Genomic DNA, 20,372 nt, shown 5'->3' with positions numbered 1-20,372 from the left:
ACATGTCCACGACTGAAACCGCAGCGTCGGGCATCGGCCCGGTGGAGAGCGCGGCCGTCTACACCGTAGACAACCCCGCGCCCCTCATCGAGGCCCCCCGCAAGCGCACCAAGAAGACCCCGAAGTCGACCCGGGGCAATTTCGAGATGTACGGCTGGCTCTTCATGCGCCTGTCCGGCGTCGTGCTGGTCGTCCTGGTCCTCGGGCACCTGCTGATCCAGCTCGTCCTCGACGGCGGCGTCTCCAAGATCGGCTTCGCCTTCGTGGCCGGCCGCTGGGCCTCGCCGTTCTGGCAGGTCTGGGACCTGCTGATGCTCTGGCTGGCGATGCTGCACGGCGCCAACGGCCTGCGCACGGTCATCAACGACTACGCGGAGCGCGCGAACACCCGGCTGTGGCTCAAGGGCCTGCTCTACACCGCCACGGTGTTCACCATCCTGCTGGGCACGCTGGTGATCTTCACCTTCGACCCGAACATCCGCTAGGCCATCGGGCTGAGGGACTGAGGAATTCTGATGAAGATCCACAAATACGACACCGTCATCGTCGGCGCCGGCGGCGCCGGTATGCGCGCCGCGATCGAGTCGACGAAGCGCAGCCGCACCGCGGTCCTGACGAAGCTCTACCCCACCCGCTCCCACACGGGCGCCGCGCAGGGCGGTATGGCCGCCGCGCTCGCCAACGTGGAGGAGGACAACTGGGAGTGGCACACCTTCGACACGATCAAGGGCGGTGACTACCTGGTCGACCAGGACGCCGCCGAGATCCTGGCGAAGGAGGCCATCGACTCGGTCCTCGACCTGGAGAAGATGGGCCTGCCGTTCAACCGCACGCCGAACGGCACGATCGACCAGCGGCGTTTTGGCGGCCACTCCCGCAACCACGGTGAAGCGCCCGTCCGCCGGTCCTGCTACGCGGCCGACCGCACCGGCCACATGATCCTCCAGACGCTGTACCAGAACTGCGTGAAGGAGGGCGTGGAGTTCTTCAACGAGTTCTACGTCCTCGACCAGCTGATCGCCGATGTCGACGGCGTGAAGACGTCCGTGGGCGTGGTCGCGTACGAGCTGGCGACCGGCGAGATCCACGTCTTCCAGGCGAAGGCCGTGATCTACGCGTCCGGCGGCTGCGGCAAGTTCTTCAAGGTGACGTCGAACGCGCACACGCTGACGGGCGACGGCCAGGCGGCGGTCTACCGCCGTGGCCTCCCGCTGGAGGACATGGAGTTCTTCCAGTTCCACCCGACCGGCATCTGGCGCATGGGCATCCTGCTGACGGAGGGCGCCCGCGGTGAGGGCGGCATCCTCCGCAACAAGGACGGCGAGCGCTTCATGGAGAAGTACGCGCCGGTGATGAAGGACCTGGCGTCGCGAGACGTCGTGTCCCGCTCGATCTACACGGAGATCCGTGAGGGCCGCGGCTGCGGTCCCGAGGGCGACCACGTCTACCTCGACCTCACGCACCTCCCGCCGGAGCAGCTGGACGCGAAGCTCCCGGACATCACGGAGTTCGCGCGCACGTACCTCGGTATCGAGCCGTACACGGACCCGATCCCGATCCAGCCCACCGCGCACTACGCGATGGGCGGCATCCCGACGAACGTCCAGGGTGAGGTCCTCACGGACAACACCACGGTGGTCCCGGGCCTGTACGCGGCCGGCGAGGTCGCCTGCGTGTCGGTGCACGGCGCGAACCGCCTGGGCACCAACTCCCTCCTGGACATCAACGTGTTCGGGCGCCGGGCGGGCATCGCGGCGGCGGAGTACAGCCAGAAGGCGTCGTACGTCGAGCTGCCGGAGGACCCGGCGCAGCAGGTGATCGACCAGGTCGAGCACCTGCGCAACTCCACGGGCACCGAGCGCGTGGCGGTCATCCGGCGCGAGCTGCAGGAGACCATGGACGCGAACGTCATGGTGTTCCGCACCGAGCAGACGATCAAGACGGCGGTCGAGAAGATCGCGGAGCTGCGCGAGCGCTACCGGAACGTCTCGATCCAGGACAAGGGCCGCCGTTTCAACACGGACCTCCTCGAGGCCATCGAGCTGGGCAACCTGCTCGACCTCGCCGAGGTCATGGCGGTCTCCGCGCTCGCCCGCAAGGAGTCCCGCGGCGGTCACTACCGCGAGGACTACCCGAACCGCGACGACGTCAACTTCATGCGCCACACCATGGCGTACCGCGAGGTCGGCGACGACGGCACCGAGTCCATCCGTCTCGACTACAAGCCGGTCGTCCAGACCCGCTACCAGCCGATGGAGCGTAAGTACTGATGGCTACCCCTGTTCTGGACAAGGCGGAAGCGGCCGGCCAGCCCGAGCCCGGCTTCGCCGACTCCCCGTACATCACGGTCACCTTCCGGGTCCGCCGCTTCAACTCCGAGGTCTCGGCGGAAGCGGTCTGGGAAGACTTCCAGCTGGAGATCGACCCCAAGGAGCGCGTCCTCGACGGCCTCCACAAGATCAAGTGGGACATCGACGGCACGCTGACCTTCCGCCGCTCGTGCGCCCACGGCATCTGCGGCTCGGACGCGATGCGGATCAACGGCAAGAACCGTCTCGCCTGCAAGACCCTGATCAAGGACCTCAACCCCGAGAAGCCGATCACGGTCGAGCCGATCAAGGGTCTGACGGTCCTGAAGGACCTGGTCGTCGACATGGACCCGTTCTTCCAGGCGTACCGCGACGTCATGCCCTTCCTCATCACGAAGGACACGAACGAGCCCACGCGCGAGCGCCTGCAGTCGGCCGAGGACCGCGAGCGCTTCGACGACACCACGAAGTGCATCCTGTGCGCGGCCTGCACGAGCTCCTGCCCGGTCTTCTGGAACGACGGCCAGTACTTCGGCCCGGCCGCCATCGTCAACGCCCACCGCTTCATCTTCGACAGCCGTGACGAGGCGGGCGAACAACGCCTGGAGATCCTCAACGACCGTGACGGCGTGTGGCGTTGCCGGACCACGTTCAACTGCACGGACGCGTGCCCGCGAGGCATCGAGGTCACGAAGGCGATCCAGGAAGTGAAGCGGGCGCTGATCACCCGGCGCTTCTGACCTTCCCAGCACTGCATCAGGGCCCTGTTTCCGTCACTTCGGGAACAGGGCCCTCTGGTGTTTTTGGCCGGTTTGCGCTCCTGCCGACGAACCCGTTCCGCCGTCACACTCCTCACCTGAGGCCAGTCGGCCCGGGAGGGGGAACATGGCGCTGCTGAGAGCACCCGTACCACTGGGATACGGGCACGCATCGAAAGAAGCCCATTCCATTGCCGCCCCACTGCTCACCGGGGCCGCGCTGGCCCTGGCCGGGGTCGTCGCCGCAGCGGACAAGGACAAGAAGATCTTCTACTGGCCCGGCGTGAGCCTGCTGATGCTCGTGGCCACCTCGATGGCCCTGCTGGCCAGCATCCAACTGCACCACTACTCACGGCAGTTCTCCTACTCGCGCCAGGACATCCACGACTGGCACGACCTCGACGACAGCCCCGCAGACGAGGCGCTGCTGACCCAGCTGTACGCATGGCAGGGGGACGACTACGGCAAGTGGGCGCGCAACAACGACCGGGCAGTCCACTGCTTCAACGCGGGAACCGTCCTGCTGGGCCTGGGTGTCGTCACCGTCCTGATCCCACCGGACGGCGGCCAACAAGCCCCCTGTCGATGGGCGGCCGCCGGGCTGGTGCTGCTGTGCACCGTCGTGGAGGTGGCATGGACGCTCGCCATCTACCGCAAGACCACGCAACTGCGCCGAGAGCGTGGGTCCGTGCTGAGCGCGATCGCCAAACCGAGGGAGAACGCATGACATCCCATGCCATGACCTTGCCGGGCGAAGGCAGGGTCGCTGAACCAGGAACCACAGATTGCCGGGGCCACCGCTGCTTTACAGTGGTCGGCCCCGCACTCCGAGGCGACACAATCGCCGCCTGGCACGCCACGCTGAAAGGCGGCGCCGAGGCGATGGACATCTATCTCGCCACATACAACGCCCAGTTCGCGCACAAGCACGGGGCGAGCTGCGCGTTCCGCTACCTGCCTCCGTCCATCCACGTGGCGTGCAAAGAGTCCTACGAAACTCTGCAAGCCGAGAGCGAGCTGGCGAACAGGGCGCGCTTCGAATTCAATCGGTAGCCGCCCCGCCCCAGAAGCCCCTGCGATCACCCCACTACGATGGCCCCCGTGGCGGGCGCAGGGGGTCGGACCGGGGGCCGGGGTGGTCAACGCTCCCGTCTGTGGCTCGGCCTGGCCGTCCTGATCGTCGGCAGTTTCGCCCTCGGCGACAGCACGCACCGGGTCCGGGCCGCCGCGGACTGGCTCTCGTCCTGGTGGCCCTGGCTGCTGCTCGCCCTCGCCCTGCTGAATCTGCTGCGTTCGGCCATCACGCCCGGCTCGCTCATCGCACCCGGCCTGCTCGCCGCCTTGGCCCTGGGCGGGTTGGCGGCGGCGCACGGCATCAGTGCCCGCAACCTGGCCGACTTCGTCGCACCGGCCGCTCTGATCGTCGTAGGTCTGGCGCTGGTGCTGTCCTCCCACGAGACGGAGTCCCACCAGTGGACGCGGGTACTGGCGACCGGCCGGGTCCGTACCGCGGACGGGCTCGGCAGCCGTACGGACACGTCGCAGGTGGTACTCCGTGCCATAGCCGGTGAGTTGCGTGCCGATCTGACCGACTCGTTTCTCGACGGCAGTCTGACGGTCCAGGTCACGGCGGTGGCCGGGCATGTCCATCTGACCGTGCCCAGGGACTGGCCCGTCACGGTCCGTACCGCCGGCACTGTCCTCACCCGCGTCAGCGACACGGGTCCGCGGGCGGGCACCGATGCCGACACGGCTCGCGAGGTCGGTCTGCACCTGCTAGGGCTGGCCGGGGCCTTCAGTCTCGTCCGGGCGTGAACTCCCGTGCGCGTAGGGCAGGTTCACCCGGCGCCCCGCGAGCCGGTCGGAGAGGCGCTGGAAGAGCGCCCACTCCCCGTCACGGTCCGGCAGTGGGTGGTGCAGGGCGTCGACCAGGTCGAAACGGTGCAGGTCGTACACCACATGCATGAGCCCCGCATACGTCTGGGCCCCGATCACCGCTCCCTTGTACGCCACCGCGGCCGCACCCAGCGCGAGCGCGATCAGCCACCATCCGCCTGGTTCGTCGTAGAGGGCGGCCAGCAGGAGAACGGTGCAGGCGAGGAAGGCATGGCAGAGGTTGACCGCTGTGTCCAGCGTGTCCCGGGCCGAACTCAGCGCCCGGGCAAGGGGGGCGGACACCTGCGGATAGATGCGAGGCCACGATGAAAGGGTGGTGAGTCCGTAGCGCTCTCCCGCGCTGAGCTCACCCGACCTGAGAGCGTTGCCGAGCGCGGTGGGCAGAAGAGCGGCGTCCGGCAAGGTGGTCAGACGTCTGGAGGCATCGGCCGCGACCCGCCGGGTGTCAGGACCGGCGTCGGCCTCGGCGTCGGCCCGATCTGCGAGCGCCTGTCCACGGCGGCGCTGCAACTCCATCAACACCCCGGCGAATCCGGCCGTGACCGGCCACCGGTCCCAGTACCCCTCCAACACCCGTACCGCCCGCACTTGGAAAGGCTGCAACAGCATTCCGAGTACGGCAGCGCAGGCCCCGACCAGAAGAAGAGCCCCGGCGGCGGAAGCCGGACTCGACGGCAGGACGGCGCTCCAGTCGCTACGCCCCGAGAAGCTCCCCGCCCGGACCAATCCGTACAGGCAGCCGACAAAGAGCGCACACGGCACGAAGTGTACCGCCAGCACCCTTCGCACGCACTCGCCTCCCCCATGCGCTCGTGAACGCTGATCAGTATGGCCCCTTCCCCGGCGGCAAGGGGAGCGGCACTGCCGGCGGTCCGAGCCGCTCGTCCAACAGCCTTGGCGAGGCCCTGCGTTGTCCGCCACCCCAGGGACCCTGGCAGCACCCGTTCCCAGGGTCTCCCCCAGGCCCGCCCCTGGCGACGCCGTACCCGGTGCGCTGCCAACGTTGCCGTTCCAGGCCCTGGTTCAGGGGTTCGGACAGGTCGCGTCGGCTCACGGCCGGGAGGGGCTGATCACTATGCAGCCGTACGAAGAGGAATTCGGAAGGCGTTACCGGGAGGAAGAGGAGGAGGAGTTCGGCGCCGAGAGGCACCGTGAGGAGCGGGTGGCCGAGTCGTTGGAGAGTCCCTTCAGCGAGGAGGAGGAAGTCCAGCTGGCCACCGAGCTGTTGGGGGTCACCTCCGAGGAGGAGCTGGAGCAGTTCCTGGGGAACTGGCTGAGGGCCGCGGCGAAGAAGGCCGGGGGCTTCCTGCGTTCCCCGGTCGGCCAGCAGCTCGGCGGCATCCTCAAGAACGTCGCCAAACAGGCGCTGCCGGCCATCGGGGGCGCCATCGGGACGGCGATCGGCGGCCCCGGCCTCGGCACCGTGGTCGGCTCCAAAGCGGGCAGCTGGGCGAGCAATCTGTTCGAGGTCGAGGGCGAGGGCGTCGACCACGAGGAGTACGAGTTCGAGACCGCCCGGCGCTTCGTCGCCCTGAGCGGTGCCGCCGCACGGAACGCGGCGTTCGGCTCGCGCCGGGCGGCCCCGCGGGCCCTGGCCCAGCAGGCCGTCCACTCCGCCGCACGCCGCTACGCGCCGGGAGTGGCCCGACGCTTCAGGGCCTTCGCCGTCCCGGCACCCTGGTACTGGCCGGCGCCCGTGCCCGCCTTCGTCGAGGAGCCGGCCGCGACAGCGGCACCGGCACCGGACGCCCCCGCCGCCAAGGAGGAGTGGGGCGAATCCCGGGAGTTCGCGGAGTGGCCGAGCGGCGAGGAACGGTACGAGGAGCGTCACCGCGAAGAGGGCCGCCACGAAGAAGGCCGCCACGAGGAGCGTCACCGCGAGGAAGGCCGCCGCGAAGAGGGTCGTCGCGAGGAGTGGGGACACCGCGAGGAGCAGCGCGAGTTCGGTGAGGAGCGTGGCTGGGGGCGCTCCGAGGAGGAGGAAACGGAGGAAGAGGAGGAGTGGGGGCGCGCCGAGGAGGAGAAGCGCGCCCGGGAAGAGGGCTGGGGGCACGCCGAGGGGGCCCACCACAACGGTCACCACGAGGGCCACCACAACAGCCACCTCAACGGCCATGCCCGGTCGGGTCGTTGGGTCCGACAGGGCCGCAAGATCGTCATCATGGGGGCCTGACCGCCATGGACCTGCGGCCGGCAGCCACCGCGCTGCTCGAAGGCGAGGCCCGCGCACTGCTGACCCGCCTGAACCGGGTCAAGCCGTTCGCACTGCACGAGACCATGGTGCCTGCCGCCGCACCGTCCGCCGCCGCCCAGAGCGCGATCGAGCGCTTCCTCATGGAGGGGCGGAGCAGGCTTCGGGGACGGGTCGGCGCGTATCTGGAGTGGCTGAACGGGCCGGGCGGCGACCGGGAACCCGAGTGGCAGCAGCACCAGTTCTCGTTGCTGCGCTGGGAGTTCAACTCCGTACTGACCCACTTCGACCTCTTCTCGGAAGCGGTCACGCAGCGCAGCGAGCACGAGGTCGGGGTGCAGCTCGCCGGGCTCGACGTCGCGGCGGTCGACGCGCTCACCACCCCGGGCACCCCGCTCGCCGACCCGCCGCCCATCGTCTGCTACCTCGCCCGCGGCCCGGGCGGCGCGATCCGCCGGGTGCACACCCGCATCCCCGGCGGCGGCCGCAGCCCGGTCTCACTGATCCGGATCCCCCGCGAACGCATGGTGGGATACGGCATCGGCTCCTCGCTGGTGCACGAGGTCGGGCATCAGGCGGTCGCCCAGCTCGGGCTCCTCGGCTCACTGCGGCCCGTGCTGTACGACATCGAGCGGCACGCCCGTACGGCGGCCGAGCGGACGGCGTTCCGCTACTGGGGGCTGACCCTCTCCGAGGTGCTCGCGGATCTCTTCGCCGTGGGGAAGCTCGGCATCGGCGGCACCCTGGGTCTGATGGCCGTGGTGAGTCTGCCGCGCCGGCTGGTGCTCGCCCCGGCCCTCGACGACCCCCATCCGTTCCCGTACATCAGGGTCCGGCTCAGCTGCGCCATGGGCGACGCCCTGTACCCGCATCCCCAGTGGCGGGAGCTCAGCGCGCTGTGGGCCGCGCTCTATCCACCGCACCGCGCCCCGCGGGAACTGCGCGAGCTGACCGCGCTCCTCGAACGGTCCGTGCCCCGCTTCGTCCGGCTGCTGACGAACCATCGTCCGCCGTCGCTGAGCGGTGCCCGGCTGGCCGACCTGATGCCCCGGTCCAGCCGTACCCCCGCACTGCTCCTGGCCCGCCACCGGCGCTGGACACGACAGCCCGAGCTGCTGCGCACCGCACCGCCCACGCTCGTCCTGGCGGTCCTGGGCCAGGCCAGAGCCGCGTCCCTGATCACTCCCGAGGAGGAGAGCCGCCTACTAGGGGAGTTGATCACCCACTGGGCACTCTCCAACACGCTAGAGGCCTTGAGCGCGGCCACAGTCGCGCCCCAAAGGGGCGCGGGGAACTGCGCGACCAGCCACGACGCACCCGCAGACAACATCGCACACCCCACGGAGCTCTCCGCTCCAGACAGCCGTTGAGGAGGCCGTGATGGCCACGATCGAAGTACGGCCCCAACAGATCCAACAGGGCGGACGCGTCTCCCTGTTCGCCAAACCCGACCAGCCGGCCCCGGAAGGGACCACCATCAGCTGGGAAGTCCTCGGCTTCGGCCCGCTGCCGAGCGACCCGCACGACCCCGCCCGCGCCCTCTGGGACGTGTCGGACGACCAGCAGCCCGGCGCCTACACCGCCCGGGTGACGTTCCACCACCAGAACCAGAACGCGGCGAACGACGTGGGCACGGCCGACCTCACCGTCCAGGCGCGGCCGTTCGCCGCCGGCGACAGCATCAACGTCCAGCTGCGCAGGGCGGGTTCGGACCCGACGGACGACCAGGCCCTGTGGACGGCGATCCGCCGCTCCACCGACCGGATCTCGTTCAACGAGTACACCGCGTTCATCGACCCGCTCATGAACGGCACCGGACTGCCCGACCCCAGCGAGCCGCGCAAGAAGATCGGGCCGCGCGCCCTGCCGTTCCCGGGCGTGGACGCGTACCGGCTGCTGAAGGTCGCCACCGAGGTGTTTCTCCTCGTGCGCTGCGGGGTCCACGTAGACAGCGCCGACCTGACGTCCCCGTTCGACGGGGTCGACCTGGAGGAGGAGCGGCGCCGCTACGGCGAGTCGGGCGACGTGGACGGCGACGCCTTCGCGCGGGCCATCCAGCAGCGCTGGCTGCGCTACATCTCGGCCCGCTCCTCGGGTGAACGCCGCCCGGACGAGCAGGACTTGGCGCTGCTGCCCTACCTCGGGGTGATCCGGCTGAAGCTGGGCGAGCTGGCGATCACGGAGGCGGACAAGTTCGGTGTGGAGGCCTTCGGCATCCTGCGCGACAAGCTGACCTTCCCCTGCTTCCTCGAACTGATCTGGTCGTACTGGCACGAGGAGGGCATGCTGGGCCAGTCCACGGAGGCGATCGCCGCGCGCTTCCAGAACCTGCACGGCCCCGGCGACTACGACCCGCTGGCCCACGTCGACATCGATCCGCTGCGCGCCCTCAACCAGCTGATGTGGGGCTATGTGCAGGACGAGCAGAACCGGCTGTCGCCGCTGCGCCGGGCCTACGAGTACGACCACCAGTACGGGATCACCCAACTGGCGCCCGGCGGACCGCCGTTGCGACCGGTGGACAGCCGTCCCCGTTTCCTGGAGGCCTTCCACACCCTGCTGAGTCTGACGTCCGTGTTCTTCCGCGACGACGACGACACCACGATCATCGCGGACGGTTTCCCTGTGCTCAACGCGCTCAAGGACGTCCATCTGCTGCTGACCGAGGGGCAGCACAACCAGTACGGCGACCTGCCCTGGACGGCCCGTCAGGAGATGCTGATGGAGGAATGGATCATGGCCCGCCCGGAGATGCGGGAGTTCCTGCCCGGCCGCACGATGGTCGCCTACCCCGAGCAGTGGATGGACCGCGTCGACACCATGAAGCGGCTCCAGGGCTGGACCCCGGACACCGTCATCCACTTCCGCGACCTCGGCCGGTTCGGCGAGCAGCTGCTCCTGTCGGTCCGCTACGGCAACTGGAACGCGGTCAACGACCGTACGCAGGCGGCGAACTGGGCCCGCTACTGGCGCTCGGAGATCCAGGGGTACCTGCACTCGTACCGTTCGGTGACCGGGGTGGACCTCGGTCTGGACCGTACGGACTCGCGTATCGACGCCACCATGCCGGCCGTCCATCTGCGGCGCAGGCTGCTGGAGCAGCAGGACCGGCACTCCGTCGGCTCGGGCTCCCAGCAGCGGGACACCCGTCGGCTGGACCCGGCGGAGTCCAGGGCGCAACTGCCCCGGGCCGCCCGGGCACCGCGGGAGCTGTCGCGCGGCAGGCAGCCCGAGCGGCGGCCCGCCGGGCTGCCGCCGGGCCGATCGGGTGCGGCGCGGCGCGGCCGGCCGGAAGGGGAGTGAGGTCATGCCGACGACCCCGACCGCCCGACGGAACGGGACCGGGCTCACGCCCGTCGCCCGGACCGGGCGCGTGGGCACCACCACCGCACGCAACCGCGCCTACGCCCGTTCGCTCGGCTGGGAGGCCCACCTCCCGGCCGTCCGGCGGGCACTCACCCGGCACCGCAGGGACTGGGACTGGGCCGCGCTCGGCACCGAGACCTTGAAGTGGCAGACGGCGCACGGCGTTTCCCCGGCGGACGGCATCGTCGGGCCCGCCACCTGGGCGCTGCTGCGCACCGCCGCGGGAGTGGCCAGGGACCCCGCGATCGCCTATCAGCTCCCCGAGCACGGACTCGGTGTCCGGGCGACGGGCCGGCCCGCGTACCGGTTCGGGCGGCCGGAGACCGCCCGTGCCCTGCTGGCCGTCGGGGCGGCCTGGCACCGGGCGCATCCCCAGGGGCCCGTGCTCGACATCCGGGACATCGGCCGCAACGGCGGCGGCCCGTTGCCCGGGCATGTCTCGCACCGGCTCGGGCTCGACGTGGACATCCGCCCGGTGAAGGCCGACCGCCGTCCGGGACCGACGACCTGGCGTCACCCCTCCTACTCCCGGGCGCTCACGCAGGAACTCGTCGACCTGCTGCGGAGCAACGGCGTGCTGCCGGTCCACGCGATCTTCTTCAACGACCCGGAGGTGCGCGGCGTACGCCCTCTGAAGAACCACGACGACCATCTCCACGTGCGCTTCGCGCCACCGCCCCCGTCACCGCCGGCGGCGTCCGCTGCCGCCCGCCGGAGTTCCGGCCCGGTCCTGGAAGTCCCGGGCGGTACCACGCCCCGTAAGGGGCGCGGGGAACTGCGCGACCAGCCCCCACCGGCCCGCGGGGTAGTCGCCGTGCTTCCAGCGGAGCGCTTCGGCGTACTGAGCGCCCAGGGCAAGGCGCCCTACCGGTTCACCGACGAGGACGTCGAGTGGACCGCGCGCTTCGTCATCGGGGAGTCGGGCGGCCGGGACGACGCCGACAGCCATGCGGTCATCTGGGCGATGTTCAACCGGTACGCGCTGCTCACCCGCCCCTACTACCGCACGTTCAACGCCTTTCTGCGGGCCTACTCGACCCCGCTGCAACCGGTCCTCAAGAGCTGGGGTGCGAGCAGACGGAACATGGACCGGCCCGACTTCGTCCGCACGGGCGGCACCTTCGGACCGCCCGCCCCGCCCGGCATCCCGCGCGGCCAGCGCCGCGCCTACCTGGACCTCCAGAAGCGGCCGTGGGCCCAACTGCCCGCCGCGGCGCGGTCGGTGGCCGTACGGGCGCTCGGCGGGGCGATCCCGAACCCGGTCGGCAACGCCACGGAGTTCGGCTCCACGTACGTCTATTTCCACGACGCGAACCGCAGGTACCCGAACCCCGACGAGTGGCGGCGCTTCACCGAGCAGTACGCCGCCGGGATGGGATGGCAGTGGATCGGCCCGGTGGCGGGTCTCAACCAGAACAAGAACACCTTCTTCGTGCAGCGCAGGCTCGCCTCGCTGCCCGTCCCCGCGGTGCGGGTCCTCGCGGGGTGAGGCCTGCCGGGGTGAGCCCCCTCCACCCCGGCGGGCCGGACCGCTCAACGGCACACGCGTTGAACCCCCGTGACAGGGCGGCCAGCATGGCCCTGGGAACACCGACGACACCACGGGGGTAGACGTCGACATGCCGGTGAACGCACTGCCGTACCACGCGCACCAATCCGCCGATGCCGGGGAACTGTCGTTCCACGGCCGGGGGCCGCAGCTCAGAGCGATGGAGAACCGGCTGCGCGAGGCCCGCGCCGGCGCTTCGCGGCTGGTGGTCGTCGAGGGTCCGCCCGGCATCGGGAAGACCGCCCTGGTCCGCCGCTTCCTGCGCACGGCGGACCGGGTACACGTCCTGGAGGCCAGCGGAGCGGAGAACGAGACGGCACTCGCCTACGGCGTACTCACCCAACTCCTCAGCCAGACAAGGGTGGGCGAGTACGTACCGGAGCCGCAGGACGAGCCCGGCCCGACCGGGGCGCGGCTGCTGTCCCTCGCCTGCCGCATCCCCGCGGACACCGCCGTCGTGCTCGTCATCGACGACGCCCACTGGGCGGACGTCCCGTCGCTGGACGCCCTCACCTTCGTCCTGCGCCGTCTGCAGGCCGAGCCGGTCCTCACCGTGCTGGCCGTCCCCGGGCCCGCCGAGGCCCAACTTCCCAAGGGGTTGGGGAAGTTGCTGGCGGACGACGACACCCTCCGCCTCACTCTCGACGGACTGACCGCCGAGCAGACCGGCGCGCTGTGCGGTCGGCTGCTGCCCGCGGGCCTGCCGCCGCACGCGGTCGGCAGACTGCACGCCCACACCCGGGGCAATCCACTGCACCTGCGCGCGCTGCTCCGCGAGGTGCCGCCGGACGTCCTGGTCTCGTCCGACTCGCCGCTGCCCGCCCCGCGTTCGTACCAGTCGCTGGTACGGGACCGCCTCGCGCGCTGCGACCCTCCGGCCCGGGACCTCGTCGCCGCCGTCAGTGTGCTCGGGCTGTGCGCGCCGCTGCACCGGGTGGCACAGCTCGCCGGTCTGGAGAACCCGCTGCCGGCCGTCGAACAGGCCGTAGGACAGGGGCTGTTGCAGGAGTGCCCGGCGGGCGGGCCGCCCGAGCTGGCCTTCCCGCAGCCGTTGGTCCGGGCCGCCGTCTACCACCAGTTGGGGCCGGCCCGCCGGGCCGCGCTGCACACCAGGGCGGTGCAGGCCAGCAAGGACACCGCCAGCCGGACGTGGCACCAGGTGCTCGCGGGACGCAGCCCGGATCCGGCCCTGGTCGCCGACCTCGCCTCGGGCGCCCGCCGGCAGGCCGCCGCCGGCCACTGGTCCAGAGCGGCGTCGATGGCCGCGTACGCCTCCCGGATGGCGGCCACCCGGCCCGAGCGGGAACGGCTGACCGTGGAAGCGGCGGACGCGCTGCTGTGCGACGGACGGGTGGAGGAGGCCGTCGTCCTGGTGCGTTCGCTGCCGGGCGACACCGCGCGGGCGGTCCATCGCTACGCCCACGGCCGGCTGGCGTTCGCCCGGGGCGAGACACCCAGCGCCCGGCTGCTCCTCGACGACGCGTGGCTGCACTGCGACCCGGTCCTGGACCCGGCGCTGGCCCGGCGCATCACGGAACGGCTCGCCCACGTCTGTCTCCTGCAGGGCGAGGCGGTGGCCGCCGTGCGCTGGGCGGAGCGGGCCGCGAACCTGCCGCCCGTGCCGTTCACCTGCGGAATGCTGCGCTACGCGCACCTGGCCGCGCTGGGCCTGACGGGTGCCGCCGAGGAGGGTATCGCACAGGCGGCGGGGCTGCCGGAGTCCGTACTCGTCCAGTCCTGCGACGTGGACCTGCTGCTCGGCCGGAGTGCGCTGCGACTCGGCTCCGACGACCTGGAGGGCAGCCGGGTGGATCTGCGCTCGGCGGCACCGCTGTGCCGGAGCGGTCCGGTGCCCCTGCGCGCGACGGCCCAGCTCCTCCTGGGCGAGACCGAACTCCGCCTCGGGAACTGGGACGTGGCCCTGCGGGAACTCGAATCGGCGGCACAGACCGCTGCCGCCGGCGGTCTCGCCTGGCTGGAGCCGATCGCTCACGCGGACGCCGCGGGGGCGTTCGCTCTGCGGGGGCTGACCGAGCGCGCCGCCGAGTACCTCGCGAGGGCCCGGGACAGCCTCGGCCACGGTCGCGGTGCGTCGAGCTTCGCCCATGTGGCCAGGGCTCAGGCCCAGTTGGCCGTGGCCCGGGGGGCGCAGGACGAGGTGGCGAGTGCGCTGCTGCCCCTGCTGGAGCGGGAGTCGGTGGCGGAGACGCCCGTGGCGCCCTGGCGTGATCTGCTGGTGGACGCACTGACCGCGCTCGGGGAACACCGGCAGGCCGAGCGGATCCTGGACGGCCTGGACGCACCCGCCGCCCACCGGGGCCGGCATTCCCGGCTGGCGGCGGCGGCCCGGGCGCGCGGCACCCTGCTGGCGGCGCGCCGGTCGCCGACCGAGGCGGAGTGGTCGTTCCGCACGGCACTCGGCCACGCGGAACAGGTGCCGGACCCCTTCGGCCGGGCCCGTGTCCACCTCGCCTACGGTGCGTTCCTGCGCCGCGCGGGCAGGCGGACCGACGCCGCCGGGCAGCTGCGCCGGGCCCTGCGCGTCTTCACCGAGCTGGGCGCCGCTCCCAGCGCGGCCCACTGCGAGCGTGAACTGGCCGCCAGCGTCGGGGCGATCGTGCCCGACTCCCCTCTCACCCCGCAGGAACTGGCGATCGCCCGCCTGGCCACGTCCGGACTGACCAACCGCCAGATCGCCCGCCACCTGGTGCTCAGCGTCAAGACGGTCGAGTTCCATCTCAGCCACGCCTACACCAAGCTGGGGATCACCTCACGCATGGGCCTTCTGGACAAACTGCCGGCATCCCCGGCACCTCACCCGGTCCGGCCCACGACCAGCTGATAGAAGATCGGCTCCCCCGACGTCGTCACCCGGTGCTGGAACCGTGTGCGTTCCAGCACCACGAGGTCCCCGTCGGTCACCAACCGCTCGACCGCCGCCCCGAACCCCTCCGGATCCGACACGTCCATCCACCGCTCGTCGATCGTGAAGGCGACGGGCGCGCCGGGCGGCAGCAGCGCGAGCGCGTTCTCGAGCGCTCGCGGTGTGGCGTGCGTGCCGCCGAACGCCCCGGCCGACACCAGTCCCCCGAGCGGGTACGGGCGCAGCGCCTCCCGGAGTGCGTCGTCGTCGCGCAGGAAGTCGCCGACCACGTAGTCGGCGTAGACGCCCGGCCGGTCGCGCAGGGCCGCCGCGCGCGCCGCCGGCAGCGCGTCGACCCCGACGACCCGGGCGACGCCACCGCCGCGCACCAGTTCGCCGACCAGGCCCGTGCCGGAGCCGACGTCGAGGACGGTCAGCGAGGCCGGGTCCAGGCCGAGGCGCTCGGCCGCGCGCAGGAAGCCCGCGGCGGCGACCTCCGGTGAGGTGCACCGCAGCAGGTCCTGGACGACGTGTTCGTAGAGGCCGGGGACGGCGTAGATCCGGGTGTACTCGTGCAGGTGCACCGTCTCGTCGTCGCTCAGCGCGATGTACTCGCCGTCGGCCTCCGGCGGGCCGAGCAGTCGGACTCCCGCGAACACCTCTGCATCTGACATGTCCGCGAGATTATGCGAACGCGCCTGTGCGCAACAATCCCGGGCCCGCGCCTATCATCGCCCTAACCTGACGGTATGTCAGATGAAGAGTCGTACGAACTGCTCGGCTTCGACAACGTCCTCCTCCCCGTCGGAGACCTCGCCGAGGCCGTCCCCTTCTACGAACGTGCCGGATTCACCGTCGGGTTCCGGCTCGACGAGGCCGGGATCGCGATCCTCAAGGTCGGCGGCGAGACGCCCGGGGTGCTGCTGCGACAGGAGGAGGGACTCGGGCACCGGCCGCCGCCGTGGCCCTCGCCGCGCGTGTGGTTGGAGGTCCCGGACGCGCGGAAGGCCGCGCAGCGACTCGGGGCCGCCGGAATCGCGCTGCTCGACGCGCCCTTCTCCGTGGCCACCGGGTGGACCGTCGAGATCGCCGATCCCTGGGGGAACGTCATCGGGTTCACGGACTACTCGAAGCGGCCGGAGCTGGCGCGACGGGTGTGACGCAGGTCCCAGCACAGGCGAGTTGAACGCGTTCAAAAACAGCCCTACAGTTTTCCCTGTCAGCGTTTTTGAACGCGTTCAAGAAGGGGGAGGCGCATGGACCTCACGGTCGTCGCCTACGTCATCTACCTGATCGTCAGCATCGGGCTCACCATCTGGGTGGCACGGACACTCAGCCGCAACGGGCGGATCTTCCTCGCGGACGTGCTGCGGGGGAACGAGAAGCTCGCCGAGGCCGTGAACCACCTGCTGGTGGTGGGGTTCTACCTCGTGAACCTCGGGTTCGTCGCGCTCTACCTCAGCGGGGACGGAACCATCGACGACACCCGGGGGATCTTCGAGGCCCTGTCCACCAAGGTGGGTGTGGTGCTGCTGGTGCTCGGGGTCATGCACCTGGGCAACGTGTACGTGCTCAACAAGATCCGGCGGCGGGGTGTCATGGAGCGGGAGCAGGTGCCGCCCGTGGCGCCGCAGGACTGGGTCGGGGCGTGAGCACGGTGGCAGCCGTCCCGGCGGACCGGGCCACCCCGGTCCGCCGGCTCACCGTCCTGTACGACGCCGACTGCTCCCTGTGCACCTTCCTGCGCGACTGGCTCGTACGGCAGTCGCAGTTGGTGCCGCTGGAGTTCGTACCGGCGTCCTCCGAAGAGGCGCGGCAGCGCTTCCCCGCGCTCGACCATCGCGCCACCCTCGACGAGATCACCGTCGTCGGCGACTCGGGGCAGGTCTACCAGGGCGCCGCCGCCTGGATCGTCACCCTGTGGGCCCTGCGCGAACACCGGCCGCTGGCCCACCGGTTGAGCACCCCGGCCGGGGCCAGGATCGCCAGGGGCGCCGTGCTCGCCGCCGCGAGGTGGCGCGGGGCGCAGTGGGGCGCCGGACAGGCGAACGCCCGGCAGTGGGGCGGGCGGGTGTACCGGCGGGGCGACGGGTGGTCGTACGACCCGCACCAGGGGTGGACCTACACCGCGCCGGGCTGCGACAGCGGCACCTGTGCCACTGGTTAGGCTCTGGTTCCGTGCCCGCGAACAACGACGGCCCCGACGACGGCGCCACCCCCAGCAAGTCCGAGCAGACCCGCGCGCTGATCCTGGAGACGGCCATGCGGCTGTTCCAGGAGCACGGCTACGACAAGACGACGATGCGGGCGATCGCCAAGGAGGCGGGCGTCTCGGTCGGCAACGCGTACTACTACTTCGCCGGCAAGGAGCACCTGATCCAGGGCTTCTACGACCGGATCGCCGAGGAGCACCGGCTCGCGGTCCGCGAGGTGCTGGACCGGGAGACCGATCTGGAGGCGCGGCTCGCGGGCGTGCTGCGGGTGTGGCTGGACATCGCGAAGCCCTACCACGAGTTCGCGGTGCAGTTCTTCAAGAACGCCGCCGACCCGGACAGCCCGCTCAGCCCGTTCTCCCCGGAGAGCGAGCACGCGCGCGTGCAGGCCATCAGCGTCCACAAGGAGGTGCTGTTCGGGGCGAAGACCAAGGTGGCGCCCGAACTGCGGGACGTGCTCCCGGAGTTGATGTGGCTCTCCCAGATGGGGCTCGTCCTGTACTGGGTGTTCGACCGGACGGAAGGGCGCGAGCGGAGTTACCGGCTCGCGGAGCGCGGTGCCCGGCTCACCGCGCGCGGTGTGTCCCTCGCGCGCTTCCGGGTGCTGCGGCCCCTCGTCCTGGAGGTGCACGAGCTGTTCACGGACTTCCTGCCGGGCATGACCCACGCGCTGCCCGACCCGGCGAAGAAGGACAAGGGGAAGGAGAAGGGGAAGGACGAGCGCGGGGCGTCCGCCGCCGGAAACGCCGACGACGAACGCCCCTGAGCGATCAGGTCAGTTGACGACGTCCACCTCGCCCTCCGCGAGCTCGACGTCGTAGACCAGCGGGCTGTCCGTCACGGTCACCTGGCGGGCGGTCGAGCCGTACGACGGCGCGGTCGTCGCCAGGAGGTAGGTCCCCGGGCCCGGTACCGAGACGATGTACGAGCCGTCCGCCAGGGCCTCGACGCGGTCCAGTTCGCGTCCGCCGGTCGTCCGCAGCGTGACGGACGCGCCCTCCACGGGCTCGCCCTCGGTCGTACGGACGAAGCCGTGGACGGCCGAGGCCGGGCCCTCCTCGACGGCCGGTGCGGGCTCCTCCGCGGGTTCTACGGCGAGGTGCGGCAGGCTCTTGTCGAGCCAGGCCGGGAGCCACCAGTTGGAGTTGCCGAGCAGGTGCATCGCGGCCGGTACCAGGGCCGTACGCAGGATGAAGGCGTCGAGGGCCACCGCGGCGGCCAGGCCGACGCCCGCCGTCGCCGCGCCGGAGTTGCCGCTCAGGACGAAGGCCAGGAAGACGCAGACCATGATCAGGGCCGCGGAGTTGATGACGCGGCTGGTCTCCGCGAGGCCGACGCGGACCGCGCGGGCGTTGTCCTTGGTGTGGACCCACTCCTCGTGCATCCGGCTGACCAGGAACACCTGGTAGTCCATGGAGAGGCCGAACAGCAGGGACAGCATGATGACCGGCAGGAAGGCGTTGATCGGGCCCTCCTTGCCGAGGCCCAGCAGGCTCAGGCCCCAGCCCCACTGGAAGATCGCCACCAGGACACCGAAGGAGGCCGCCGCCGCGATGAGGTTCATCAGGGCGGCCGTCAACGGCACCACCAGGGAACGGAACGCGAGCAGCAGGAGCAGGAAGCTCAGGCCGATGATCGTCGCGACGAAGAGCGGGAGGCGGTCGCCCGTGACGGACGCGAAGTCCTTAGAGATCGCTGTCACCCCGCCGACGTGACCGGTCGCGTCGGCCCCGGGGATCACCTTGTCCCGCAGGGTGTCGATCAGGTCGTCCGTCTCCACGGACTGCGGTGAGGTCTTCGGGACGACCTGGATCACCGTCACGCCGTCCTTGGGCGGCAGCGCGGCGACCTGGGCCACGTCCTTCGTCCCCTGGATGTCCTTGACCAGGGTGGTCGTGTCACCGCTCGAAGTGACCACCTGGAGAGGGCCGTTGAAGCCGGGGCCGAAACCGTCGGCCAGGAGGTCGTACGCCTTCCTGGTGGTCGTCGACGTGTTGTCGTTGCCCTGGTCGGTGGCGCCGAGGCGCAACGACAGGACGGGGAAGGCGAGGACGGCCATGACGACGAGGGCGAAGGCGGCGATCCGGCGCGGCCGCTTCTGCACGGCGGCCGACCAGCGGACCGCGAGGTTGTCGGTGCGCTCCGGCTCGGGCCCGTTCTCGAGCTTGCGGCGCTGCTTGCGGCTGAGCACGCGCGGGCCCAGGAAGCCGAGCAGGGCGGGCAGCAGGGTCGTGGCCGCGAGGACGCTCAGGACGACCGTGAGCGAGGTGCCGACGACCACACCGTCCAGGAAGCGCAGGTTCGTCACCAGCATGCCGGCGAGCGCGATGCACACCGTGCCGCCCGCGAACAGCACCGCGCGGCCCGAGGTGTTGAGAGCGATGACCGCCGACTCCTCGGGATCGAGGCCGCGTTGCAGGCCGCGTCGGTGCCGGGTGACGATGAACAGGGCGTAGTCGATGCCGACGCCGAGGCCGATCAGGGTGGCCAGCAGGGGCGCCAGGTCGGGGATGTCGGTGGCGTGGCTGAGCAGTTGGGTGGAGAACAGGCCCGTGCCGACGCCGAAGATCGCGATGCCGATCGGGAGCAGGGCCGCGTAGAACGAACCGAAGGCCAGGAACAGGACGACGGCCGCCGCGAGGATGCCGACGCCCTCGGCTATGCCGCCCGGCGGTTCCTCCACGCGCTGGACAGCCTGGCCGCCCAGTTCGACGTGGAGGCCGTCGCGCTCGGCGGCCTGCGCGGTGTCGACGACCTTCTGGACGAGGTCCTTGGGGACGGCGTTGGCCTGCTCGGCGAAGGTGATCTGCGCGTACGCGATCGTTCCGTCGGAGCTGATCTGGGTCGCGCCCCGGGCACCGGAGTAGGGGCCGGTGACCCCGCCGACGCCCTTCATGTCCGCGATCTTGTCCAGCGCGGGCTGGATGCGGGTCTGTACGGACTGGTCCTTCACCGAGCCCGAGTCGACCTTCCACACGACCGTGTCGGTGTCGCCCGAGCTGTTCGGGAACGCCTTCTGCATCAGGTCGTACGCGCTCTTGGAGTCCGTGTCCGGGAGGGAGAAGACGTTCGCGTAGTCCGTCCCCGCCGTCGTCGCCGAGAATCCCAGGCCGAACAGTGCCCCCACCCACAGCAACAGGACCACCAGCCGGTGCCGATAGCACCACCGTGCCAATGCCGCCACGCTCAACGCTCCTTATTCGAAACCGAGTTGACTCGGTCTGTCG

18 protein-coding genes are annotated in these 20,372 nt (G+C 70.9%); 15 read left to right on the top strand and 3 right to left on the bottom strand.

What is annotated here, in order from left to right:
• Positions 1–2 precede the first annotated feature (2 nt).
• The 6 genes from OO70_RS28325 (at position 3) to OO70_RS28300 (ending at position 4,882) form a co-directional block, all read left to right on the top strand.
• Entirely contained in the window at positions 3–485 is a 483-nt protein-coding gene (locus tag OO70_RS28325; RefSeq protein WP_019066876.1) for a succinate dehydrogenase hydrophobic membrane anchor subunit, read from the top strand.
• A 30-nt stretch (positions 486–515) separates the two neighbouring features.
• Complete coding sequence (sdhA, locus tag OO70_RS28320) at positions 516–2,270, top strand: succinate dehydrogenase flavoprotein subunit (protein WP_043677143.1); 1,755 nt, start codon at positions 516–518, stop codon at positions 2,268–2,270.
• Positions 2,270–3,049: a succinate dehydrogenase iron-sulfur subunit gene (locus tag OO70_RS28315; RefSeq protein WP_043677140.1), complete on the top strand. Its 780-nt coding sequence runs from the start codon at positions 2,270–2,272 to the stop codon at positions 3,047–3,049. Before sdhA ends, OO70_RS28315 begins: the two co-directional genes overlap by 1 nt.
• A 145-nt stretch (positions 3,050–3,194) precedes the next feature.
• Positions 3,195–3,794, top strand: coding sequence for a hypothetical protein (locus OO70_RS28310; RefSeq protein ID WP_063749744.1), 600 nt, complete (start codon positions 3,195–3,197; stop codon positions 3,792–3,794).
• Positions 3,791–4,120: a hypothetical protein gene (locus OO70_RS28305; protein ID WP_158711526.1), complete on the top strand. Its 330-nt coding sequence runs from the start codon at positions 3,791–3,793 to the stop codon at positions 4,118–4,120. The genes OO70_RS28310 and OO70_RS28305 overlap by 4 nt, the downstream gene beginning before the upstream one ends.
• 48 nt (positions 4,121–4,168) lie before the next feature.
• Positions 4,169–4,882 carry a LiaF transmembrane domain-containing protein gene (locus tag OO70_RS28300; protein ID WP_043677135.1) on the top strand — a complete coding sequence of 238 codons (714 nt, stop codon included), beginning with the start codon at positions 4,169–4,171 and terminating at the stop codon, positions 4,880–4,882.
• Here the strand turns inward: OO70_RS28300 and OO70_RS28295 are convergent.
• Positions 4,844–5,572, bottom strand: a complete 729-nt coding sequence (locus tag OO70_RS28295) for a hypothetical protein (RefSeq protein ID WP_234336939.1) — start codon at positions 5,570–5,572, stop codon at positions 4,844–4,846. The genes OO70_RS28300 and OO70_RS28295 overlap by 39 nt on opposite strands.
• 466 nt (positions 5,573–6,038) lie before the next feature.
• Here OO70_RS28295 and OO70_RS51350 point away from each other — a divergent pair, with 466 nt between their 5' ends.
• The 5 genes from OO70_RS51350 (at position 6,039) to OO70_RS28270 (ending at position 14,911) form a co-directional block, all read left to right on the top strand.
• Positions 6,039–7,136: a hypothetical protein gene (locus OO70_RS51350; protein ID WP_051741687.1), complete on the top strand. Its 1,098-nt coding sequence runs from the start codon at positions 6,039–6,041 to the stop codon at positions 7,134–7,136.
• Positions 7,137–7,141: 5 nt separating this feature from the next.
• Positions 7,142–8,524 (top strand): hypothetical protein, encoded by a 1,383-nt coding sequence (locus tag OO70_RS28285; protein ID WP_051741686.1) that lies wholly within the window; start codon positions 7,142–7,144, stop codon positions 8,522–8,524.
• Between the two features lie 10 nt (positions 8,525–8,534).
• The gene (locus OO70_RS51345) at positions 8,535–10,457 is read left to right on the top strand and encodes a hypothetical protein (RefSeq protein WP_051741684.1); all 1,923 of its coding nucleotides are present in this window, start codon (positions 8,535–8,537) and stop codon (positions 10,455–10,457) included.
• Between the two features lie 4 nt (positions 10,458–10,461).
• Positions 10,462–12,009: a penicillin-insensitive murein endopeptidase gene (locus tag OO70_RS28275; protein ID WP_158711525.1), complete on the top strand. Its 1,548-nt coding sequence runs from the start codon at positions 10,462–10,464 to the stop codon at positions 12,007–12,009.
• A gap of 130 nt (positions 12,010–12,139) precedes the next feature.
• On the top strand, positions 12,140–14,911 hold the full coding sequence (locus OO70_RS28270; protein WP_051741682.1) for a helix-turn-helix transcriptional regulator: 2,772 nt from the start codon (positions 12,140–12,142) through the stop codon (positions 14,909–14,911).
• Here OO70_RS28270 and OO70_RS28265 read toward each other — a convergent pair.
• Positions 14,884–15,606, bottom strand: coding sequence for a class I SAM-dependent methyltransferase (locus OO70_RS28265; RefSeq protein ID WP_234336938.1), 723 nt, complete (start codon positions 15,604–15,606; stop codon positions 14,884–14,886). The genes OO70_RS28270 and OO70_RS28265 overlap by 28 nt on opposite strands.
• Positions 15,607–15,681: 75 nt before the next feature.
• Between OO70_RS28265 and OO70_RS28260 the strand changes: the two genes are divergently transcribed.
• The 4 genes from OO70_RS28260 to OO70_RS28245 all read left to right on the top strand — a co-directional run bounded on the left by OO70_RS28260 (position 15,682) and on the right by OO70_RS28245 (position 17,911).
• Positions 15,682–16,092 carry a VOC family protein gene (locus OO70_RS28260; RefSeq protein ID WP_043677122.1) on the top strand — a complete coding sequence of 137 codons (411 nt, stop codon included), beginning with the start codon at positions 15,682–15,684 and terminating at the stop codon, positions 16,090–16,092.
• Positions 16,093–16,188: 96 nt separating this feature from the next.
• Positions 16,189–16,584: a hypothetical protein gene (locus tag OO70_RS28255; protein WP_043677120.1), complete on the top strand. Its 396-nt coding sequence runs from the start codon at positions 16,189–16,191 to the stop codon at positions 16,582–16,584.
• Positions 16,581–17,099 (top strand): thiol-disulfide oxidoreductase DCC family protein, encoded by a 519-nt coding sequence (locus OO70_RS28250; RefSeq protein ID WP_051741680.1) that lies wholly within the window; start codon positions 16,581–16,583, stop codon positions 17,097–17,099. Before OO70_RS28255 ends, OO70_RS28250 begins: the two co-directional genes overlap by 4 nt.
• An 11-nt stretch (positions 17,100–17,110) precedes the next feature.
• Positions 17,111–17,911 carry a TetR family transcriptional regulator gene (locus OO70_RS28245; protein WP_043677118.1) on the top strand — a complete coding sequence of 267 codons (801 nt, stop codon included), beginning with the start codon at positions 17,111–17,113 and terminating at the stop codon, positions 17,909–17,911.
• A 9-nt stretch (positions 17,912–17,920) separates the two neighbouring features.
• Here OO70_RS28245 and OO70_RS28240 read toward each other — a convergent pair whose 3' ends face one another.
• Positions 17,921–20,320 (bottom strand): MMPL family transporter, encoded by a 2,400-nt coding sequence (locus OO70_RS28240; protein ID WP_043677116.1) that lies wholly within the window; start codon positions 20,318–20,320, stop codon positions 17,921–17,923.
• Positions 20,321–20,372 lie beyond the last annotated feature (52 nt).

The sequence above is a fragment of the Streptomyces xylophagus genome (genome assembly GCF_000716435.1).
Classification (GTDB): Bacteria; Actinomycetota; Actinomycetes; order Streptomycetales; family Streptomycetaceae; genus Streptomyces; species Streptomyces xylophagus.
This window is presented reverse-complemented; position numbering and strand designations above follow the sequence as displayed.